At 64.4% G+C, this 19,224-nt stretch carries 18 protein-coding genes and 2 pseudogenes; 9 read left to right on the forward strand and 11 right to left on the reverse strand.

The features are described 5' to 3' along the window. The first annotated feature begins 236 nt into the window (after positions 1–236). Positions 237–971: a hypothetical protein gene (locus tag FOE78_RS04785; RefSeq protein ID WP_143985293.1), complete on the forward strand. Its 735-nt coding sequence runs from the start codon at positions 237–239 to the stop codon at positions 969–971. 160 nt (positions 972–1,131) lie between these two features. On the opposite strand, the gene FOE78_RS04790 is transcribed toward FOE78_RS04785, so the two are convergent. The 3 genes from FOE78_RS04790 to FOE78_RS04800 form a co-directional block, all read right to left on the reverse strand. After that, the gene (locus tag FOE78_RS04790; protein ID WP_143985294.1) at positions 1,132–1,836 is read right to left on the reverse strand and encodes a cation transporter; all 705 of its coding nucleotides are present in this window, start codon (positions 1,834–1,836) and stop codon (positions 1,132–1,134) included. Next, entirely contained in the window at positions 1,833–2,171 is a 339-nt protein-coding gene (locus FOE78_RS04795; protein ID WP_143985295.1) for an ArsR/SmtB family transcription factor, read from the reverse strand. The genes FOE78_RS04790 and FOE78_RS04795 overlap by 4 nt, the downstream gene beginning before the upstream one ends. A gap of 315 nt (positions 2,172–2,486) precedes the next feature. Next, positions 2,487–3,647, reverse strand: a complete 1,161-nt coding sequence (locus FOE78_RS04800) for a hypothetical protein (protein ID WP_143985296.1) — start codon at positions 3,645–3,647, stop codon at positions 2,487–2,489. Positions 3,648–3,736: 89 nt separating this feature from the next. Between FOE78_RS04800 and FOE78_RS04805 the strand changes: the two genes are divergently transcribed. From FOE78_RS04805 to nuoF, 4 genes are all read left to right on the forward strand, one after another. Next, positions 3,737–4,402, forward strand: a complete 666-nt coding sequence (locus FOE78_RS04805; RefSeq protein ID WP_143985297.1) for an HAD family hydrolase — start codon at positions 3,737–3,739, stop codon at positions 4,400–4,402. Between the two features lie 455 nt (positions 4,403–4,857). Then, positions 4,858–5,427, forward strand: coding sequence for a hypothetical protein (locus FOE78_RS04810; RefSeq protein ID WP_143985298.1), 570 nt, complete (start codon positions 4,858–4,860; stop codon positions 5,425–5,427). Positions 5,428–5,532: 105 nt separating this feature from the next. Further along, complete coding sequence (locus FOE78_RS04815; RefSeq protein ID WP_143985299.1) at positions 5,533–6,246, forward strand: hypothetical protein; 714 nt, start codon at positions 5,533–5,535, stop codon at positions 6,244–6,246. Between the two features lie 32 nt (positions 6,247–6,278). Then, positions 6,279–7,595: an NADH-quinone oxidoreductase subunit NuoF gene (gene nuoF, locus FOE78_RS04820; protein ID WP_143985300.1), complete on the forward strand. Its 1,317-nt coding sequence runs from the start codon at positions 6,279–6,281 to the stop codon at positions 7,593–7,595. A gap of 160 nt (positions 7,596–7,755) precedes the next feature. On the opposite strand, the gene FOE78_RS04825 is transcribed toward nuoF, so the two are convergent. From FOE78_RS04825 to FOE78_RS04835, 3 genes are all read right to left on the reverse strand, one after another. After that, on the reverse strand, positions 7,756–8,691 hold the full coding sequence (locus FOE78_RS04825) for an NAD(P)-dependent oxidoreductase (RefSeq protein ID WP_143985301.1): 936 nt from the start codon (positions 8,689–8,691) through the stop codon (positions 7,756–7,758). Positions 8,692–8,750: 59 nt separating this feature from the next. Next, positions 8,751–9,731: a VOC family protein gene (locus FOE78_RS04830; protein WP_210414812.1), complete on the reverse strand. Its 981-nt coding sequence runs from the start codon at positions 9,729–9,731 to the stop codon at positions 8,751–8,753. A gap of 210 nt (positions 9,732–9,941) precedes the next feature. Then, positions 9,942–10,889, reverse strand: a complete 948-nt coding sequence (locus tag FOE78_RS04835) for a helix-turn-helix transcriptional regulator (protein WP_143985303.1) — start codon at positions 10,887–10,889, stop codon at positions 9,942–9,944. Between the two features lie 102 nt (positions 10,890–10,991). Between FOE78_RS04835 and FOE78_RS04840 the strand changes: the two genes are divergently transcribed. Continuing rightward, positions 10,992–11,378, forward strand: coding sequence for a VOC family protein (locus FOE78_RS04840; RefSeq protein ID WP_143985304.1), 387 nt, complete (start codon positions 10,992–10,994; stop codon positions 11,376–11,378). A gap of 39 nt (positions 11,379–11,417) precedes the next feature. After that, on the forward strand, positions 11,418–12,224 hold the full coding sequence (locus FOE78_RS04845; RefSeq protein ID WP_143985305.1) for a GNAT family N-acetyltransferase: 807 nt from the start codon (positions 11,418–11,420) through the stop codon (positions 12,222–12,224). 205 nt (positions 12,225–12,429) lie between these two features. On the opposite strand, the gene FOE78_RS04850 is transcribed toward FOE78_RS04845, so the two are convergent. Continuing rightward, entirely contained in the window at positions 12,430–13,008 is a 579-nt protein-coding gene (locus FOE78_RS04850) for a DUF402 domain-containing protein (protein ID WP_168207383.1), read from the reverse strand. A gap of 174 nt (positions 13,009–13,182) precedes the next feature. Between FOE78_RS04850 and FOE78_RS04855 the strand changes: the two genes are divergently transcribed. After that, positions 13,183–14,004 carry an alpha/beta fold hydrolase gene (locus FOE78_RS04855; protein WP_143985307.1) on the forward strand — a complete coding sequence of 274 codons (822 nt, stop codon included), beginning with the start codon at positions 13,183–13,185 and terminating at the stop codon, positions 14,002–14,004. A gap of 156 nt (positions 14,005–14,160) precedes the next feature. Next, positions 14,161–15,021, forward strand: a complete 861-nt coding sequence (locus FOE78_RS04860; RefSeq protein WP_143985308.1) for a nucleotidyltransferase domain-containing protein — start codon at positions 14,161–14,163, stop codon at positions 15,019–15,021. Between the two features lie 88 nt (positions 15,022–15,109). Here the strand turns inward: FOE78_RS04860 and FOE78_RS04865 are convergent. The 4 genes and pseudogenes from FOE78_RS04865 to FOE78_RS04880 form a co-directional block, all read right to left on the reverse strand. Beyond that, positions 15,110–16,144: pseudogene (locus FOE78_RS04865) on the reverse strand (IS256 family transposase); the annotation flags it as partial. A gap of 5 nt (positions 16,145–16,149) precedes the next feature. Beyond that, a protein-coding gene (locus FOE78_RS04870) for an IS3 family transposase (protein ID WP_143985309.1) occupies positions 16,150–17,414 on the reverse strand; the annotation gives its coding sequence in 2 pieces (ribosomal slippage) (positions 16,150–17,141 and positions 17,141–17,414; 1,266 coding nt in all). A gap of 103 nt (positions 17,415–17,517) precedes the next feature. Then, positions 17,518–17,805 (reverse strand): annotated as a pseudogene (locus tag FOE78_RS24695) (hypothetical protein); the annotation flags it as partial. Positions 17,806–17,845: 40 nt separating this feature from the next. Beyond that, positions 17,846–19,135: a DUF1254 domain-containing protein gene (locus FOE78_RS04880; protein ID WP_228266051.1), complete on the reverse strand. Its 1,290-nt coding sequence runs from the start codon at positions 19,133–19,135 to the stop codon at positions 17,846–17,848. Positions 19,136–19,224: the final 89 nt, after the last annotated feature.

Consider the following 19,224-nt stretch of genomic DNA (forward strand, 5'->3'; position numbering starts at 1 on the left):
GGCAGCTGCCTAACCGAAACCGATTGCGCGGTCAGCTGAGTCACTGGAATGGTCCCGGTATGGGCACTGCGACGCCATCGGACCGGAAGCGGCAGCAACTGCTTGACTTCACACTGAGCCAGCTTGCACCGCACGACGTTGTCCGCGGAGTCGTCGCGACCGGCAGTGTGGCGATCGGGCGAGCACGGCAAGGCGACGAAACCGTACCCGGCTCAGACATTGACGCCGTTGTCTTCATGGACCCGCTCGACCTCTACCTAGCCCCAGCAGAGTTCGTCTGGCGACCTGCCGACAACACCTACCACTCGATCTTCTCCGATGATCCCGAGCTTGACCGAGTCGGCATCCAGCTCGACCTTCACCGATACGACCTGGCCCAATGGCGATCGCCAGACTTCGACTGGCCCGAACCACAGCGAGCCGAGCTGGCCGGCGGATGGATCACCTACGACCCGACAGGCGAGATCAAGGACCTCATCGCTGACCGAACCAGCATGTCCGATCAGCAACGACTCGCCATCCTCGATGCGTCGCTGAACCAGGCGTTCGCACTGATCCCCGACGATGATGCGGAGGGACATTGGAACATGCTCGGCGGGCCGGAGGCCTTCGACCGGCTCCAGGCCGGCTACCAGGAGCTCGCCCGCGCCTTGTTCGCCTATCACCGGAAATGGCGTCCCTGGCGATCCCGAGAGCTTCGCGGGCTCCAAGACCTCACCTGGCTCCCCACCGGGTTTCGCGACAACGCCGCAGAGCTTCTGACCGCCAGCGGGCATGACTTCACTGCCTACAGACGTCGAGCTGCGGCCCTCCGTGCCGCGTTCAACGCACTCATCGCCAGACTCCAAGCGGACGGCACCTACGGTGATGATCCCGACAACGAGTCCTTCCTCCGCATCTACGACGAGCCAGGCCGCGCCTGGAACATGGACGACTGGAACGCAGAACACACCCGACGCCACAGCCCGTAAGACGTTCGCCAGGCGCACCAACTCCGCCGGCCGATCGGCACTGCGGCCGCCTACGAAGCCGGGCAGACCCTCACCGGGCACTCGGCTGAGCGTCGGATCGGTGTGTCAGATGGGATCCATCACCGGACAGGCAAACATTCTGGGCGCCCAGCGTGTGGAGTTAGTTACAGCAGTCGCAGCCGGGCTCGCAGGTGCTGCAGTTCTCTTCCTCAGGTTGCAGGGTTAGGCCGACCGGTGCGCAGCAGTTGTCGCCGCGCCAGGCTTGAACTCCTTCACGAACGGCGAGGCCGGCGATCACCAATGCCACGAGCGGATCGGCCCAAGACCAGCCGAGCAGCGCGTTGAGCACCAGACCGAGCAGCAGTACCGCCGACAGATAGGTACAGATCAGGGTCTGCTTGGAATCGGCAACGGCCGAGGCCGAGCCCAACTCTCGCCCGGTGCGACGCTGCGCGTAGGACAGGAACGGCATGATCATCACCGACAATGCAGCCAACACGATGCCCGGTAGGGATTCCTCTGCCTGATGGCCACCGATCAGGGCGATCGCCGCATTGACGGTGACGTAGCCGGCGAGGGCGAAGAACGACAGGGCGATGATCCGCAGCGCGCGGCGTTCTCGTGCCTGCCGAACCGTGTGGTCGCGGGCGGAGAACTGCCAAGCCACGGCAGCGGCCGAGGACACCTCGATCACCGAATCCAGGCCGAACCCGACCAAGGCGACTGATGACGCCACGGAACCGGCGACGATTGCTACCACGGCCTCGATCACGTTGTAGGTGATCGTGGCCGCGACCAACAGCCGGATCCGTCGAGTGAGGACATCGCGCCGGCTCTTCACGCCGGGAATGCTGAGGTCGGTCATGGGCAGCTGCACCCTTCACCGTCACAACAACCCGGTTCGATGTACAGGACCACCTTCATCAGCTCGTCCAGCGACGGGGCCAGGTGGGAATCCGACAGCCGGTACCAGACCCGCCGACCGTCCGGGATGGCCTCGACCAGACCGCAACCCCGAAGACAGGCCAGCTGGTTGGTCATCACCTGACGCGAAACTCCCAAGGCGTTGGCCAGATCGGACGGGTAGGCGGGTGCTTCACGCAGGGCGAGCAAGACTCCCGCCCGGGTCGGATCCGACAACGCGTGGCCCAGTCTGGCCAGCGCAGCCGTGTGCGGCAGAGTTGCCGTGGCAGTGGACATGGACCTGATAGTACAGCGAAACGTGTACTAAATGAACCGACAGAGATTCCCGTTGATGCAGACCAGTCAATGGAGCGCACTGCCCGGAAGCCGTTCCACCACGGCGACCGGCGCACGCCGCCCGCAAGCGGCCCCTGGCGGGCGGACCCATCCGGGCAACATCACCGGGCACGCCAGCCAGCGTGGAATCGCTGTGTCACTGACGATCCTCATCCGGGCCGGCCTGACACTCCCGCGCCTCGCATCGGGGCGCCACCCGAGAACCATCCCGGCCGCCCCGGTGATTTGGTTCCCGCCGCCGGGTCCATGGGTTCCTCAGTAGTCCATGTTGTCGATCATCGCTTGCTGGTAGGCGTGCGCGTCGACCAGCTTCTCCAAGTCGCCCTCCGACTCAAGGCAGCCGACGACCTGCGCCATGAACTCGGCGTCGAACTGGACGTCGAGGCAGGAGTCGATCCACTCCATCGCGTGCGGGATGGTCTTGGCGAGGTAGGCGTCGATCTCGTCGAACAGGGTGAAGACGCCTTCAATGTCGGTCTCCGACACAGAGTGGAACGAGAACAGCGGGCTGTCGCGGATGCTTGACAACCCAACGGGCAGGGCGCCGATACCCGGCGTGTGCAGGTAGATGGTGGCACCGTGCCCCTTCTCGAACCCGCCGTGCGAGTAGGGGTTGCGCCACCGCTCGACGACCTCGGCCAGTCGCTCCCGCAGGCGTACCGCTTCCGGGTCCGAGTGGCCGATCACGCGCCGCCACTTCTCGCCCCAGCGGTCCCCGATGATCTTGGTCAGGTCGTCCGTCGTTGGGTCGAAGTCGAGGAAAGGTAGCGCCAGAACGAGGTCGTGCTCCAGCGAACTCAGGAAGGCAGAGATCGCGGCCACCAGATCGTGGGATGCGTTCAGCGCCATTACGTTCTTGCCCAGTAGGAACGATGACCAAGTGGCTCCACCCTGCGACACCCCGCTCTCGCTCACGTCCTCGACCGTCGCGGGATTGGTTGCCCGCTCACGGAAGTAGTGGTACGCCCGGCGCAACTGCCGGTGCTGGTTCACGACGGTGACGTTGCCGGCATTGAGGGTTTCGCTCGCCGTCTCGGCCAGCACCCCTTCCACGGTCCGAACCGCCGACACCAACTTCTTCCGCATCTCCGTCAGCAGGTCGTCCGCCTGCTCTTCGGTGAGGTCGCCGCCGATGCGCAGCCGGAGGCCGAACTTCTGGTGCGCGAGTTCGCACGGGTAACCCTTGTAGGTGAACGACACCCACCACGCGACCTTCTCGCCGGGTCCGTTGTGGCGTATCCCGATGAGGGTGAGGGCGTGCCGGAGCAACACCGGGACCGGAGCCTCCGCGGGTGACAGGCTCACTCGGTAGGACGGTAGGTCGTAGTCGCGTTCCGCGTGGAGAATCGGCTGGCCAAAGTCCCGCAGCGCGGTCTTGGACAGTCGCTCGCCCGCCGCTTCCTCCGTTGTTGACACACCTCTGAGGATGCCAGGGAGCGCACCGCTTTAGCATCCTCCACCGGGCGGGTGATTTGGGCTGCCAGGTAGTCCGCAAGGATGTCGCGGTGACCTCCGATTACCTGATCGTGTTCGACTGCGATGGCGTGCTCGTCGACAGCGAACGGCTCATGCAGGACATCGACCTGGAGATGATCGCCAACCTCGGATGGCCGATCACCCGCGAAGAGATTATGGAACAACATCTCGGACGATCCGAGGCAACCGTCACGGCCAACATCGAACGTCATCTCGGCAAACCAGTCCCCGACACATTCGTCGAGGATCGACGAGCCGCCCATGCCGCAGCATTCCGAACCGACCTCACCGAAGTCGCCGGCATCACCACCACGCTGTCCGAACTCCAGCAGGCCGGCTACGCCACCTGCGTCGCATCCTCGGGAACCCACACCAGGATTCGTCTCATGCTCGCCACCGCGAACCTGCGCGGCTTCTTCGCCGATCGGATCTTCAGCTCCGAGGACGTCGAGCGAGGCAAACCCGCCCCCGACCTGTTCCTTCACGCTGCCCAGGCGATGGGATTCGAACCTGGTCGATGCGTCGTGGTTGAGGACAGTCCATCCGGGGTCGCGGCGGCGACCGCGGCCGGGATGGATGTGATCGGATTCTGCGAGACGACGCCGGCCAAAGCGCTTGGCGACGCGACCGTGCTCATCTCGGAAATGGCCAAACTCTCTGACGCGATCCATCAGCTCACCGAACGAACCGAGTAACTATCCAAGCGCAGCGCTGAGTGCATCCGCGGGCACAGGACCAATCCGGCAGCAGCGATCACTCCTCCACTTCCGTCCAGAAGGGATTCCGGCCGACGACGGCTGCAACCGCCCGATAGCGGCCCGTGGCGGGCAGGCCTTTCGGGCGCGGTCGCCGGGCACGCGGTTTCGCGGCGGATCGGTGTGTCACAGACGATCGATCACCGGGCGTTCTTGCCAGCGGCTACCGCACCAGATATTGATGACGGGTGCCGCGCGACGTTTTCCTCTCCGCCGTTCTCATCGGTGGCCCTGCTGCTTCCGGAAAGACCACGATCGCCAGACTGCTGGCCCGCAGGCGCGGTTTGCGCTGGTACAGCACGGACGCACATGGTTGGAGCCACCGCGACAGAGCCGTCGGCCGCGGCCTGCACGATGAGGGCGACCCAACACCGGGCACCTTTGACCGCGCACCGATGATCCAGGAAGACCTCGACCTCCTGGCCGTCCAGACCCCGACAGTCGGCGCCGTCGTCGAGGGTGCACTCATCGCACCCGCCTTCGCGCCCTTGTCCCGTTCGGTCTGGTTGATGCCCTCATCGGCCGAACACCAGCGGCGACTCACTCACCGATCCGGCAGCACCGGCATCCATCACGGACTGCTCTACGGGCACCGCCTGATCACCGAACAACTCTCCGGAACCGCGGCGAGCGTCATCAACGTTGACGGACAGACAATCGCCGAAACCCTGGCCGCCGTCGAAACAGCTCTCGGCCCGGCACTCGACGAACTCCCGGTCGCCCAGACGATCTCCGAACGCCGGGCCACGATCCGCTACGGTAACCACAGCCTGACCGACCAGCTCCGCTTCAAGATCGACAACGGTCAGGCTGATCCGACCCAACCCGAGTCACGCGGCTTCTTCGACTGCGAATGCGGACGGCCCGGCTGCACAGCCACCATCCGGCTCCGGCCCATCGACGCTATTCGACTGACCGACCGGGAACCCGGCGCCATCCACGCTGAAAAGCACCCCGACAGCTAACCGGCTGGCCCTACCTCCGATGTCGCAGGATCACTACCGCGATTTTGTGAATGTGATCACAAATACCTTTCGGTGGTCGCTGGGTCGGTGCCAGGATCGGGACCCATGACCAGTGATGGCGTAAGGGACCTGACTTCTTCTGATCTTGATTGGGTGCTGGATCTCGGGGCAGAGCGCCGAGCCCGGTTGGTTTCCTATGCCCCGCGGTTCTGGAATCCCGCGCCGAATGCGCGGGACGTGCACACCAAGTTTCTGGGTAACAAGATCGCCGATCCGAACGTGCTGTCCATCCGGACCGATCACGGATTCCTCTTTGGATATCCGAACGATGATCGGTACGACGTTGACGACATGGTGTTGGACGACGAGTCGTTGTGGCCAGCCGATGGGGTGGCCATGCTGCGTGTGGCCGGCGCTGATCGATCCTTGAATTTCGGCTGCCCAGTCCCGGAAACGGAACGGCGCGCTGCCGCCGAAGGTCTCGGCCTGGTCTGCGCTGAGTCGTGGTGGCATAAGGACCTGGATGCCGCCGTTGATGGGACCCCGCCAGCGGACCGCAAGATCACCGTCGAAGGGGCCTCCGGACTGGTCCTTCCCGCGCCGCCGGTCTATGCCCCTGGCGGTCCGGTATTGCTCACCGGTGATGTGGCAGACGCGGCAAGTCTGGCCGCGATCGAGAAGGCCGCCGCAGCAGCCGGTGCGCCGGTTGCGGTGGTGATCCAGCAAGCCGACCAAACGCCCCGCGCCGAACTGCTCGATCAGGCCGGCTACATCCGAACCAACGATTCATACCGCGGTCGACTGCACCCCACCAACTGATCGGCTGGCACCGTTCCTGAATGGAGTCAAGGATGACTGATCCCATCACCCCGCAACTGACCGCGGACTGGGCACAACCCCGCGCTTGGAGACTGCAGAACTACGAACGCAACAACGGCTACCAGGCACTGCGCCATGTGCTGGCCGGCGATCCGGCTGATGTCGTGCAAACGATCAAGGACTCCGGCCTGCGAGGGCGCGGCGGTGCAGGTTTCCCCACCGCGATGAAATGGAGCCTGCTCGACCCCGACATGTCCAAATCGCGTTACCTGGTGGTCAACGCCGACGAGTCAGAACCCGGCGCCTGTAAGGACATGCCGCTGCTGATGGCCTCGCCCCACAAGCTGGTCGAGGGCATCGCCGTCACCTGCTATGGCATCGGCGCCCACAACGCCTTCATCTACATCCGCGGTGAAGTGCTGCACGTGATCCGCCGACTCCAACAAGCCGTCGCCGAGGCCTACTCCGCCGGCTACCTCGGCACAAACATCCTCGGCTCCGGGTTCGACCTGGACCTGATCGTCCACCCCGGCGCCGGCGCCTACATCTGCGGCGAAGAAACCGCCCTGTTGGAATCCCTCGAAGGCCGACGTGGCCAACCCCGCCTGCGGCCGCCGTTCCCCGCCGTCGCTGGTGTCTACGGTTCCCCGACCGTGATCAACAATGTCGAAACCATCGCCACCGTGCCCGTGATCATCCGCAACGGATCCGACTGGTTTAAAGCCCTCGGCACCGAACGCAGCCCCGGGATGGGTATCTTCTCCGTCTCCGGTCACGTCACCCACCCCGGCCAGTTCGAGGTTCCTCTCGGCACGACCCTGCGGCAACTCCTTGACTTCACCGGCGGTATCCGCAAAGGGCACCGGCTCAAGTTCTGGACTCCCGGCGGCTCGTCCTCGCCGATCTTCACCGACGAACACCTCGATCTGCCCCTGGACTACGACTCCGTCATCGGCGCCGGGTCGATGCTCGGCACCCGATCCATCCAAGTCTTCGACGAAACCACCTCCGTGGTCCGGGCCGTGTTGCGGTGGTCGGAGTTCTACAAGCACGAATCCTGCGGCAAATGCACACCCTGCCGCGAAGGGACCTGGTGGCTGGTCCAGATCCTCCAGCGACTCGAAGCAGGCCAAGGCCAACCCGGCGACATCGAAAAACTTCTCGACCTGTGCGACAACATCGGTGGCAAAGCGTTCTGCGGCCTCGGCGACGCCGCCGTCAGTCCCATCAACTCAGCGATCAAATACTTCCGCGACGAGTTCGATACCGGCATGCACACCCCAGCCTGGGAACGCCTCCCCTACCAAGCCAGCACACTCCACAACAACCAAACCAACGCCATGGCATAGCCCGCCCGGTGATCGTTCCCCAGCCGACATCGCCGTACGCCGCCCCGCAAGCCGGCCCTGGCGGGCAGACCCTCCGGGCAACCTGACCGGGCACGCCGGTCAGCGCGGAGTCGCTGCGTCACAGACGATCCATGACCGGGCAGGGTTGACCGTCGAGCGTCTAGACGAGGCGATTCGGTATGACCAGGCCGTCGCTGGCAGCCGATAGCGCAGCGATTGCCTGATTCCAGCCCGCCTCGCGCGCTGCAGGCGTGTCCCAAGAGCTGTATAGCGGTACCGAGACGAACCGGTGTGGTCCGAGCCTCGTCAAGCGGTCTTGCCACGGCTCCCCGTAACGGCCTTCCACGACAGCACGACGAAGGTTTCCCGACTCTAGTGTGTTCAGGAGTGCTGCGGGATCGACAAGCTTTGGAGCGGACGCCGAGTTGATCAAGACAGCACCGCGGGCACGCTCGAGTGCCGTACCGATCAGGCCCGCTGGGGCACTGTTGGACGTGTGCACGCTGATGAAATCCGATTCCGCGCACAGGTCATCCAGCCCGCGGCGTTGGGCGTGAAGATTTCCCCCTACCTCCTCGGGGTGTTCGTGACGAGAGGTGTAGCAAATCTTCATTCCCATCGCCACCCCGATCTCGGCCACTCGTCGACCGATCTGCCCGAGGCCGACAATCCCCAGCGTCGCCCCGGAAAGCCCTCGGCGGTTGATCACTGAGGACGAGACAGTTGCTGCGGCCACCAGGTCCAGGTCTGCAGCGATCATCATCCCGATCGCAGCCTCAGCGACCGCGTCACCAGCAGGAGTCGTGGCCAGGGCAACCCCTGCAGACCGGATCGCATCGAGATCGACAAAGCTCGTGTAGTCCTGGGGTTCCTGCGACTGGCCCAGGTAGACGACGATCCGTAGCTTTGGCATCCGCGCGAGCACGTCAACGGTGACCGGCTCTGGTTCATGCCGACCAAATGAGTTCATGACGTAAGCCACAGCCTCGTCCTGCACCTGGTCATCGCCGACCCGCACGAACTCGATCCCAGCATCGCGGGCTGCCGCATCCGCCCAGTCCGGCGGGTTCTCACCAGCGACCAACGCACGCAGCATGCACAGACCGTAGCGGGGATCGGGCACGGGTCACCTGCCCTCCCGGCGAGTCGCGGCTGCTACTCGCCGGTGTAGCAAAGGCAGAAGGGGTGACCGGCAGGGTCGGCGTAGACCGGGCAGCTGCCACCTTGCGCCGGCAGTCGGCTCGCACCGTGGCTGAGTGCTACCCGTTCCTTCATTGTCCGGTCGTCGAAGCCGATATCCAGGTGCATCTGAGCCGGATGCAGCGGATCGGGCCATTGTGGCGGCCGGTAGTCCTCGACCGACTGCGCGGCGAGCATCGGCAAGCTCGGAGTCTCGCCTGTGATCACAATGCGGTGCGCCGTGTCCTCGGCTCGATTCGGCATGTCGAGTACGGCCGACCAAAACCTCGCCAGTAGTTCCGGATCGTCGCAATCCATCACCACGCGGGCCAAGACTCCCAATCGGTCAGGGCCCACAGCTCGGCCGTCGGTGTCTGGATACAGGCAGAACGGATGTCCGACCGGATCTGTGAACACGCGATGATCATCAAAGTCCTCGAGCGCCACCGCCCCATGGCCCAGCACCACGGCTTCTGTGTCTTCCAAGTCTGTGACAACGAAGTCGAGATGGATCTGCTGTGGTGCTTCTGGATCCTGCCAGGAGGGGCGGCGGCCCAGCCCCTCGCCGAATCCCAAGGGTGCACGGGCGAGAAGGTCGTAGAACGCCCGCAACCGTTCGGCATCCTCGTCGTCGCACCCGACGACGATCCCAAAGGTGCCGTCCAGCTCGTCCGGCTTGATCGCGAAGCCGTCGATCTTGCCGGCCTCGTCGAATAGCACCGTGACGAATGCCTGGCCACGGGAGCCTTCGAACACGACCCGTCCCAAGACGTTATTGACGTGCCGCTGTCCGACCAGTGTCCGGTCGGCTCCTGCCAGATCATCGAGCCGGGGACGCCAGACGTCTGCGATCCACTCCTCCGGTACCCAGTCCCAATCCCGTGCCCGAACCGACAGCACCGACTGGACCATGCTGATGTCTGACCGTTCCAACGCTTCGGCGATCTCTCGGGCCACTGCACCCAGACTCACCGCTGCCATGTCCTCGATGGTGCCACCTGAACCCGACGCCGTCGATCCCTGCCCGGTGGAGATTCCCCAGCCGACATCGCCGTACGCCGCCCCGCAAGCCGGCCCTGGCGGGCAGACCCTCCGGGCAACCTGACCGGGCACGCCGGTCAGCGCGGAGTCGCTGCGTCACAGACGATCCTCTTGCGGGCCGTAGGTTCAGCGGTTCAGTTTGAGGAATCGGGTGGCGTTGGCGAGTGCTTCGCGTCGGAGACGATGGGGTGCGAGCACGACGACGTCGGCACCGAGGCCTCCGAGGAGTCCGATGGCGCCGTCCCAGTCTTCGGTGTCGAACTCGGCTTCAACCCAGCCGTCGGGGTCGGGTGTGCCGAGAGATTTGCTTCGGGCGTGGGCCCAGCCGGCTCGGGCGAGGGCCTCACCGCGGATTCGGAGCCGGACCGGGTAGGAGCCGAACCGTCGTGTGTATTCCTGTTGTGACTTGCGCCAGTGCGTAGCCAGGTCGAAGGTGGTGGGGCGGCTGAAGGTGGCTTCGGTGACGGTCAGTTCGTGGATCCGGGAGATGCGATAGGTCCGAACCTGATCATGGACCTGGGCGATGAGATACCAGCGGGTTCCCTTGCGCACCAGCCCGTACGGAGCCACCTGGCTGACGGTGTTGCCGCTTCCATAGCGCAGTTCGACCATCCGGTCGTCCCAACTGGCGGCGACCAGTTGCCGGAGCTTGGGGCTGGGATTGCTGGCGACCGGCTCCCAGTAGAGGTCGGGGTCGATGTGGATCCGTTGCCGGGCGTGCTCGGCTTGCTCGCGGGCCGCGGGGGCAACCGCGGCCAGGAGTTTTAGGACAAGTTCTTCCCCTGGATCATCGAGTCCGAGGTCTGTGAGGATGCCGCTGGGGTGGCCGATGATCGTGGCCAATGCTTCGCTGGCATTCAGGCCGGTGAGGCTGGTTTGGTATTCCTGAACCAACGACCAGCCACCGGCACCGCCACGAGTCGAGTAGACCGGTATCCCTGCAGCGGAGAGCGCCTCCATGTCGCGGCGGATGGTGCGGGTGGAGACCTCGAGTTCGCGGGCGAGCGTGGAGGCTGTGACCAGCCGCCGACCTTGGAGGCGGAACACGATTCGGAGCAGACGATCGGCGCGCATACAAGACAATCTCCCACGTATAGGACACAGGGTGTCTTATACGAATTGGGATGCTGTCACTGGCTGTCACCCACAATTGCCTGATCACGGGAGTTGAGTCAGATGCAGCAACCTGCCCTGAATGTCGGCGCAGTGACGATCACCTCCGAGCCGCAGCGGGCCCGGGAGTTGGCCGATTTCTATCGTCGGCTCCTCGGCTGGCCGATCGTGGATGTCGGTCCGAAGGGAGGCTGGGTGCAGTTGCGTCCACCCGAGGGCGAGACCGGGCCGACGATCAACATCGAGGAAGACGTAGCACATTCGCGCCCGGTGTGGCCAAGCCAACACGGTCGGCAGACCGCGACCATGCACCTTGATATCGGCGTCGATGACCTGGAGGCGGCGGTCGCCTGGGCGATCGAGGCGGGAGCGAGCCAGGCCGAACACCAGCCGCAGCAGCACGTTCGGGTGATGCTGGATCCGCACGGCCATCCGTTCTGCCTGTGCTGAGGTGTTGATCATGATTGGCCGAATGATCATGGAGGCGACATGAACGAGCGAGTGGTCCGCTTCACGACGCGGGAACTGTCGATGCGGACCATTGATGATTTCGAGCAGTTCTTCTCCCAGGTACACGGTTGTGCCTGCACGCTGTATTTCTTCGGTCGGCATCTGTCGTCGGTGTCCGGCACTGCGCAGCAGCGCGCCGTGCGACTCGGAAGCGCGCCGGATCGGTCCCGGAAACACTTCCCGCATCAGGAACTGATGCGCAAGCGTGAGGCCGCCGCGGTCCGAGACCTGGTCAGCAAGGGCCAGGCTCACGGAATCCTGGTCTATGCCGACGGGGATCCTGTCGGTTGGTGCCATTTCGGCCGGGTGGATGAGTTGCCGGTGCCGAGTGAGGAATCCGATCCCGACACGATCTATGCCCGGCTCGACACCACCGAGTGGGTGATCAACTGCTTCACCACCCGGATGGACCATCGCAGACAGGGTGTGGCAACGCGTGCGCTGAACGCGGCCGTAGCCGCGATCAAGAAGCGGGGCGGCGGCTGGATCGAAGCTGTTCCGATGGCGTTCCCGCACGACGACCCGACACTACGGAAGTTGCGGCGAACCTTCCGTTGGCGTTCGCCGCAGGTGGCTGAGTATCTGCGCGACAACTGGCCGACCAAAGAGCTCCCCGCCATCGGCGAAGTCAGCGCCTGCCTGAACTCGACCAGAACCATGGGACATATGGGGAACATGTCGATGTTTGAGAAAGCCGGCTTCACAGCAATCCAACGCGACGATTACCGCAGCGCCACCGATCCCTACCACCGAGGCGACTTCATCGTCATGCGCCGACACGTCTGAACCACCAACCAACGGGAGCTGCGATGCCCAAGGACTCGGCGGCTGCCCGGTGATCGATCCGGATCCGGGCGCGCTCTGGAACTGAGTCGGGTGCCCGGTGACCACGCGGCGAGGTCCCCTCACCGGACAGTTCACGCGCACCACCACCGCGCGCCCGCAGCGGGCGGCGAGGGTCAGCGACCAACTGCTGGTGGTGGGCAGGCCGTTAACGGCAACCTGGACCGCCGGCCGGCGTCCAGCCGTCCCATGATGACCACCACCGATCGTCACGACGGACCAGGTCGGCAACCTGCCGTGCGGCCGCCAACACCCCCAAGACTTTCGATGAGTTGAGCCGACCGTTCCCGATCATCACATCGAGGTGATCGACATCCTTCCAGACAACCTCTTGGCCGGGATTGACGATCAAGTCCAGCCCGTAATCGTCGGTGTCGAATCCCCCTTCGTCGCCGACAACCGGTGCCTCAAAGTTGATGTACCAGTTCCGGAATCGTCCCTGATCAAAGAACAGCCACACCGAGTACCACAGGCCGACCCGATAAAGCTGCAGTACCTCAGGTCCTCGCCACTCCGACTGCCCCGACCAGGGATGCACGCCCTGGGGATGGTCATGGAAGGTGAACTGCGAGCCCGGCTGAAGCAGCACAGCGAATTCGTCACCGCGATCATCGATGACCGTGACCGGATGCTCCATCCAAAGCTGCCCGTGCAGCACCTCCCGGCGCAGCACGATGTCGCCAGGATGGAACCTCGGCCGGAACATCATCTGCATCGACCGGCTCACCCGGCCACCCATCTAGCCATACCGCCACCGTGACACAACACCGCGGAGCCAGCCATATCCGGCCATGATCAACTCGTCGCGGAAGCCGATCGTCTCTCGGCACACCGCGACGGGGCACGTTGGCTGCGACAGTCGCGTAGCGGGCGGCCGTACCTGGATGGCAAGATCCCTCGGGTGGATCTCACCGAGACGTTCTCCTGGAAGGGACGCGACGTTGCGTGGTCGCGCATCGGTTCAGGCCAACCAGTGGTGTTCTGTCATGGCACCCCGTGGTCGTCGAAGACCTGGGCGCGTTTCGCCGACGCCCTGAGCCGAGACTTCTGCGTGTACCTGTGGGACATGCCCGGCTACGGCCAATCCTCAAAGCACCCCGACCACGACGTGGACCTGGCCACCCAGGGCGAAGTGTTCACCGACCTGCTCGCTGAGTGGAAGATCGACCCGCCGCACGTGGTCGCGCACGACTTCGGAGGCGCTGTCTCCCTGCGAGCACTGCTCCTCCATGGAGCGGACTTCGCATCGGTGTGCCTGGTCGACGTCGTCGCTCTCAGGCCGTGGGGCTCGCGCTTCTTCCGCCTCGTCCATGACCACACCGACGTCTTCGCGGCACTCCCGGCTGCGGTGCACGCGGGCGCGTTGGCGGCCTACATCCAAACCGCGAGCTTTCGGGGCCTTGATGCCGATGAGCTCGCCGAACTGACGGCGCCATGGCTTACCGAGGAGGGCCAGGCCGCCTTCTACCGCCAGATCGCCCAGGCCGATGAACGCTTCACCCGCGAACTCGAAGATCGACTGTCCGACATCGATCTGCCCGTCCATATCATCTGGGGTGAGCAGGACACCTGGATCCCTCTCGACCGCGCGTCACGCCTCACCGATGCGATCCCCGACGCGAGTCTGCGCACTGTCCCCAATGCAGGCCATCTGATCCACTACGACGCACCCGCACCGCTGGCCGACGCGCTACGAGCCTGGCTCCAACCGTTCGGCCACTGAGCACGTCTCATCGCGACCCGTAGAGGGTTCGGCTTACGGCGCGACGCCAAGCTGATCCGACCATGATCAATTCCTTGTCGCAAGCGGATCCTCCGCCGGGCCCGGTGACGGAATCGGGTCGCGTGGGCATCCGTGGTTGTGATGCGATGTCGATCCGTGACGCCGAACGTTGACCACAACACGCCTGTGCCGGGGCTTGAGGGTCTCGATAACGGACTAGACGAGCATGGCCGGATCCGCCGCGAAGGAGACATCAACCGCGTCGATGCAGCCTTCGCCCCTCTTGTAGCCGAGGCTGCGTCGGCCCTCCGACAACTCCTTGACCGACGCCTGCACAGCATCTACCTGTACGGCAGCATTCCTCGCGGCACCGCCGTCGTCGGCCAGTCAGACCTCGATATGGAGGTCGTCCTGCACAGCGAGCCGACCGAGACAGATCGCACCGCGATCGGCCGGCTTGCCGCCGAGCTCGACCAGGACACCGACCTGGTCAACGAGGTCGGCATCATTGTCGCGGGCCGTCCTCGACTGCTGTCTGCGGCCGAGCGGTACGACAACGCGTTCCAGATCTCATGTCTTTGCACGCCGCTGTGGGGACCGGATCTGGCCGATGAGCTGCCCGATCAGTACCCGAGCATCGAGCTGGCCCGGCACATCACCAGCGGAACCCAGGCCGCCTTCACCCGGCTCACCGCCGCGCTGAACGAACCGACGACATCACGGCCAGACTTCATCCGGCAGCGGGTCGGTCGACGAATCACCCGGCTGGCCTACACCTGCGTCCTATTCCGCTGGCCAGGCTGGACAAGCGACCCGATAACCATGCAGCGAGTCATCACCGCCTTCTATCCCGGCCACACCGACGAAGTAGCCGCCAGCATCCGGCTCGGCTGGGGCCGGCTGACCGGCAACCCTCCTGACACACTTGACGATCACCATAAAGCGGTTGAACTGCTCACCAATTCCGCGCCCTGGTGGACAAGTGAACACCACAGAGTCACTGCCCAGACCGGGTGAGACCGCGCCGCAAGTGGATCAGTGACCGGGCAGATTGCGTTACCCATCGGGTCTGTCAAGTTTTCGGTGTAACTGATTTTTGATCTTGTTAGTTGCGTCCGGCGGATAGGCGTCCGTCGAAGGTGATGTCGAAGGCGTTGAGTGCTGCCTTCCATCGGTTGGTCCAGCGTTTGCGTCCTCGGCCGGTCGGATCGAGACTCATGATCGCCAGGTACAGGCACTTCAGCGCTGCCTGCTCGGTGGGGAAATGACCGCGGGCATTGACCGCTCGCCGGAGTCGGGCGTTGATCGACTCGATCGCATTCGTCGTGCAGATCACGGTGCGGATTTCGCGGTCGAACTGCAGGAATGGGACGAACTCTGCCCAAGCGTTGGTCCACAGCCGGATGATCGCCGGGTAACGCTTCTCCCACTTGGAGCTGAAGTCGGCGAACCGGTCCAGCGCTTCGGCCTCGGAGGCGGCGGTATACACCGGTTTCAGGTCCTTGGCGACCGACCCCCAGTCCTTCTTCGAGGCGTATTTGAACGAGTTCCGCAGCAGATGCACGATGCAGGTCTGCACGATCGTCTTGTCCCACACCGCCGACACCGCGTCAGGGAGTCCGGTCAGCCCGTCGCAGACCAGCATGCACACATCGTTGGTGCCACGATTCTTGATCTCGGTCAGCACTCGCAGCCAGTACTTGGCACCTTCCCCGTCGCCGTGCTCACCGGCCCACAGGCCGAGCACGTCACGCTCACCGTCGGCGGTGACACCCAGGGCCAGGTAGATCGGCCGGTTGCAGACCTCACCCTCCCGGATCTTGACCTGGATCGCGTCGATGAACAGCACCGCATACACCGGGTCCAACGGACGAGACTGCCAGGCGGCCAGCCCCTCCATCACCCGGTCGGTGATCGTCGAGATCGTCTGTTTCGACACCTCCGCCCCATACACCTCGGCGAGGTGCGCCGAAATCTCCCCGGTCGTGAGTCCCTTCGCCGACAGCGAGATCACTAGGTCCTCCACCCCAGACAGTCGCCGCTGCCGCTTCGCCACGATCGTCGGCTCGAAACTGCCGTCCCGGTCCCGCGGCACCGAAACATCAACCGGCCCGGCTGAAGCGCCACGGGTTTCGGGCCGGTCGGTTATGGGTGGGCCGGCTCCGGTTGGAGCAGGTTCAGTAGGTGATCGTAGTGGGCTTCCTCGTACTCGGCAGGGATGAGGTAGCCCAGGCTGGAGTGGAGCCGGTCGTGGTTCCACCAGTCGACCCATTCGGCGGTGGCGTATTCGACGTCGAGCAGGGTTTTGATGGGCCCTTCGGGTCTGATGCATTCGTTCTTGTAGAGTCCGTTGATCGACTCCATCAGGGCATTGTCGTAGGAGTCTCCGACGCTACCGGTAGAGGGCCGGATTCCGTTGTGGGTAAGGGATTCGCCGAACCGGATCGACGTGTACTGGCTGCCCTTGTCACTGTGATGGACGAGCTGGTCGGCGATCGGATGCCCCTGGTGGTCACGCTGCCAGACCGCCATCGCCAGGGCGTCGCGGACCAACCGGTCGCCCATCGTGGTGGCGACTGCCCAGCCGAGGATGCGTTGGGAGAACACGTCCACGACGAAGGCGGTGTAGCACCAGCCGGACCAGGTCGACACGTAGGTGATGTCGGCGATCCAGACTTGATCGGGCACCGCTGCGGTGAAGTTGCGGTTCAACAGGTCGGTGGCGGCTGGGCGCTTGGGGTCGCGGATGGTGGTGGTCTTCTGCTTGCCTCGGCGCAGCCCGTTGAGGCCTTCCTGGCGCATCAGCCGGTCGACCTGGCAGTAGGGCACGTCCAGGCCCTGGCGGCGTAGCCAGCGGGTCATTTTCCGGCGGCCGTAGAACCGTTCCTTCGGTGGCCGGCCGGTGACCGGGTCGGGCCGGCGGGTGGCCAGCAGCGCCTCGACCACGACCGCATCGTCCAGGTCACGGTCGGCCGGTGGCCGGGTCCTGGCCTTGCGGTAGGCTCGTTCGCTGAACCTGATCCCGAACTCGAGTAATACCCTGCAGATAAGGAAGATCCGGTGACCGCATCGACGTTGCGCGTCGATGAACTCGACGATCATCGGCGTCGGGGGTCGAGTTCCCCCGCGAAGAAAACCGATGCTGCTTTCAAGATTTCGTTGGCCTCGCGCAGCTCACGGTTCTCCCGCTCCAGCTCCTTGATCCGGGCCCTCTCCACACTCGTGGTGCCCGGCTGCTCGCCGGCATCGATCTGGGCCTGTTGCACCCACCGGCGCAGCGATTCCACTCCGACTCCGACCTTCGGCGCGATCGCTTTGCACGCCAGATACGGGCTGTCGTACTCGTCTAAATGATCTTGGACCATCCGCACTGCACGGTCCCGCTGCTGCTTCGGATACTGCTTCGGCATGACAACCGATCCTCTCGAAAAGGACCGGCCCTAAAGCCGCGACACTCCAGGCTTCGGTCAACAGCGTCTTGGCCCGGTAGCCGTTGCGGGAGTTACCGCCGTCCCGGCCGACCGGATCATGCTTGGCATACCCCAGGTGATCATCCATCTCACCCTCCAGGGCGCCCTCGACGATCATCTTCGTCAGCCGGCCCAGCAAGCCGCCCTGACCGGTCAGCTGCAACCCGTTGGCCCGGGCCCGATCGGTCAGCTCGCGCACCAGCTGCTGATCGCTGGCCGACAGCTCCTGCCCGTCAGCAGCAGCCACATCCCTACTCGTCACGTCAGTCACAGGTGTCTCCTTCGTCTCAGGAGTTACACCGTTAAAATTACAGTCCCTACCCATCGACATGCCGTTTGCGCTGCGGGTGTGGAGGAGGTGTCCGTTTGGGTTAGTCGACTCGGCGGATCGGTGGCAGTGCGAATTTGCCTTTGAGGATTTCTGGGCGGGGTTGGTAGAGCCGGATCATGGGCCGGAAGTCACCGTCTGGGGTGGGGAGCCAATTGGCTGCCTGCTCAGCGTCGGGTTGCTGGTGTTGCAGGTAGAGGGTGAGTGATCCGTCGTCGCCGTATCGGATGCCGGGGGTGCGGTCGCCGATGGAGTAGCGGCCGATGGGGTTGTCGACGAGGAAGTACTCGGGCATGGCGTACATCGTCATGGACCAGAACGCGTCCACCGGTGGCAGTTGGGTGAAGGTGATCGTGTAGCGGTGGCTGCCGGTGAGTTGTTCGCCGTCGCTGTCGACGTAGATCTGGGGGTAGACGGCCTCGTAGGCGTGGTTTCCCCAGAGTGCGTTGCGGGCGGCGACGGCGCGGTCCAGGTAGGCGGTTAGGGGATCGGCGATCTTCCATTCGTCGGAGTCGATGGTGCCGATACTGAAGGCATCGCGGTTGTAGTCGAACAGGTGCAGGCTCATCTGCCAGCCGTTGACGGCGTCCGGGTCGCCCGATTTCGCTGCTTCTTCCACACGTTGCTTGCCCGTGATGAGTCCCGCCGTGAGGAGCTGTACCAACTCCTCGGACGCGCCGGGATAGGGGCTGTCGGGGTCCAGCAGGCCGAGGGAGTCGAGGGTGGCGAGGTAGGCTTGGTCTTCGGAACCTGTAGGCGGGTTGGCTTGTGACCAAAGGCGCAGCTGCTCCCAAGAGTGCAGAGGCTTGGAGAGATCGGCATCGGCTGAGGGGATCCCGGCCGGCGTGGTGTTGCCGTCGACCGGGCTGAGGGTGAAGTGCTGCTGGAGTTGCAGGACGCGCGGCAGGTCGTCGAGGCCGTCGCAGGCGAGCCTGCCCACGATGCTGACGATGTTGGTGGGTGCGCTGATGACGTCGAGGCCGCCGGTGTCTCCGGACCATCCGGGCGGGGTGATCAAGTATTCGGCTTCGCTGGTGCCGGTGGCTCGGCGACCGACATAGGCGAAGTTGTTGGTCCAGGCGTCGACGAACTGCAGGACGTAGTAGGCGCCGGCCGTGTCGGGAACGTGCAGCCGCAAGGGTCCGCCGGACAGGTCAAGCTGAGCCAGGGCGTACACGGTGTCGTTGTTGACGCTGACAAACGGGTCGGCCGGGGTGGCGAGCTGCTGCGCGAATCCGAACCGGTTGAACGGGGTCGGTGGCAGCGACCCCATGCCGTTGCGCGCGATCGCTTGCAGCGCATTGAGGTTGTACACCAAGGGATAGCCGAACACGTAGGCGTCGGCGACAAGATCGGACATCAGTGGGGCTCCATCATTCGATGCGGGTGATGCGTCGGGAAACCTGCGTAGGCTGCGCTGCT

Source organism: Microlunatus elymi (assembly GCF_007362775.1).
In the GTDB taxonomy this organism is placed as follows: domain Bacteria; phylum Actinomycetota; class Actinomycetes; order Propionibacteriales; family Propionibacteriaceae; genus Microlunatus; species Microlunatus elymi.